The organism is Blautia sp. RTP21359st1_E11_RTP21359_211015 (assembly GCF_040910705.1).
In the GTDB taxonomy this organism is placed as follows: domain Bacteria; phylum Bacillota; class Clostridia; order Lachnospirales; family Lachnospiraceae; genus Blautia_A; species Blautia_A fusiformis.
The window spans coordinates 1-2121 of record NZ_JBDGAB010000115.1 but is presented as its reverse complement, the minus strand read 5'-3'; the positions used below and the strand labels follow the sequence as shown (position 1 = coordinate 2121).

Annotated in this window: 3 protein-coding genes; all 3 read right to left on the bottom strand. The window is 45.4% G+C overall.

Features of this window, described 5'->3' with window-relative positions; all coding sequences use genetic code 11:
* On the bottom strand, positions 1–502 hold a 502-nt coding region (locus AB5026_RS18865; protein WP_368214144.1), incomplete at its 3' end, for a homoserine dehydrogenase.
* Positions 503–555: 53 nt separating this feature from the next.
* Complete coding sequence (locus AB5026_RS18860; RefSeq protein WP_059085364.1) at positions 556–1674, bottom strand: Mbeg1-like protein; 1119 nt, start codon at positions 1672–1674, stop codon at positions 556–558.
* 183 nt (positions 1675–1857) lie between these two features.
* Complete coding sequence (locus AB5026_RS18855) at positions 1858–2079, bottom strand: hypothetical protein (protein WP_118752577.1); 222 nt, start codon at positions 2077–2079, stop codon at positions 1858–1860.
* Positions 2080–2121: the final 42 nt, after the last annotated feature.

Genomic DNA, 2121 nt, shown 5'->3' with positions numbered 1-2121 from the left:
GGATAAAGTTCGTAGTTCCGTTTACGATTCCCATAACTTCCGTTACATGGTTGGCCTCAAGACTGTTCTTCAACGGGCTGATGATCGGGATTCCTCCGGCAACTGCTGCCTCAAACAGAAAATCCTTCTGCGCTGCCCTGGCAGTTTCCAGGATCTCTTTTCCGTGGACTGCGATCAGATCCTTGTTTGCAGTTACAACGTTCTTGCCGGCTTTCAGTGCTGCAAGGATATAAGTACGTGCCGGCTCGATCCCGCCGATCAGCTCGATCACAATATCAATGGAAGGATCTCCCTCAATATCTGCCCAGTCTGTTGTAAGAACAGAAGGATCGTCTACCTTCCCGGACGCTTTCTCAAGGTTACGCACCAGGATCTTTGTGATCTTTACCTGGCATCCAAGCTTGGCTGTCATTTCCTGCTCCTGGCTTTTGATCACTTTATATACACCGGTTCCTACTGTTCCGAGACCAAGAAGGGCCGCATTTACGACTTTTTCGTTCATTTTCTGATGTCCCCTTTCCGTTTTTTCCAATTTTTATCAGAGTAACTCCTATGTTATGGCAGAAAACGCTTTTTGTCAAGTTCCGGCAGAGGAAGCAATTCCAGCCAGCTGCCAAAAAGTCCGGTGATCAGTTCCTGCACCATAGCTTTTGACTGTGGTTCCAGTTTATCCAGCTGGCGCACCATGGCAGCCAGACTTTTCAGACCACCTTCCTGGATTTGGGAAATGGTATCTGCTCCGGTTGCTTCCAACACAGAAAAGAGTTCCCCGATGAGATGCTCTCTCTGCTTTTTATCCATATGGTCGATCCATTTATGAAGACTTCGATTTGACGCCGCAGCTCTTCTTGTCAAACTTTCTTTCTCTATAAAGGATGACCCCATTACCTCCCAGGTAAAAGCATCATGCTGCAGGATTCCCTTCTGTGTACTGGCTACGATCCGCGGATCTTTCTGATGGCTGAGCAGCATACCGATCACAGATGCCTCGGGAATGATACGGGTGACTTTTGGCAAAACGCTTTCCACTCTTCCGGGACTGAAAAATCCTTCTGGAAAACCCGGGCCATCATTATCATAGACAGAAAGAAGCTTTTCCTGCAGGATGTCACTGCACTGCATCGCTGCATACATAGCCAGATTTCCTCCTTTGGAATGACCGCCGATCCGCAGCATGGACTGTATATAAGTTCCATGCGTTTCCAGATATTCCAACGCTTTTCTGTGCGAAGGAACAACTCCGTTGCTTAAGTTAAAATCCTCCTTCCATCCCACAATGGTATCATCGGTTCCACGAAATGAAATATATGTGGTTCCATCATCCAGTCCTATAGTCACTGCCGCAAACTGCTGAGCCTGACTGGAAATGATTTCATTGACAAAGCCCCCTACTGTACATTTCCGGAATCTCTCCGCACAGGCCATTTTTTCAAGGAGCACCGGTGTATTCTGCAGAAATGCACTTTCTGCTTTCAGATCCTTCTTCATTTCCTGTCTGGAAAAAGCCGCAAAGAGTTCTTCTACAGAAAGAGTATTTCCGTTTTTTACTTCTGCCATCTCATCCAGATCAAGATAGGAAAAACACGCCAGTATCAGATTGTCAACTTCATTAAAGGGTGACTGCTCAAAGGTAAGATCTCCTCTCCAGTCAAGATAATCCAGAATATTCCCCATAAAATCCTCCGCAAATGATCATATAAGCGTCTTACGCACAGCTGCAGGCTTTCTTTCTATTATAATACGTAACGGCTGCATCACAGCACAGCCATCTGATGCGTTTCTGCCGTTATCAGATAACCATTTTCTGAAACGACATACCCTGCCAGATATTTATTGTTATCATACCATAAATCCTGATCATTTGCTCCTTTCATCCATTTTTTTTCTGAGATAAAGGATGTAATGAATGCAGCCGCAGGTAAAAGTCGGAAACAGTATCGACAGGCCTGCTGCTGACATCATATAGATCACTGCCCCTTTTCCGTCATCCGGTGTTCCTGCCACAAAGCAGTAGAACATGGTAGCTGAAAAATACAGTGTGATCACCACTGAAATTAAGATTTTAAAAAACTTCCTCATTGCTTCTCCTTTCTGTAGTGTCGATATAAGGACACTGTTGTG

Coding starts and splice junctions, on each gene's coding strand:
- AB5026_RS18855 (WP_118752577.1), bottom strand. CDS start 2,079: ATGAGGAAGTTTTTTAAAATCTTAATTTCAGTGGTGATCACACTGTAT.
- AB5026_RS18860 (WP_059085364.1), bottom strand. CDS start 1,674: ATGGGGAATATTCTGGATTATCTTGACTGGAGAGGAGATCTTACCTTT.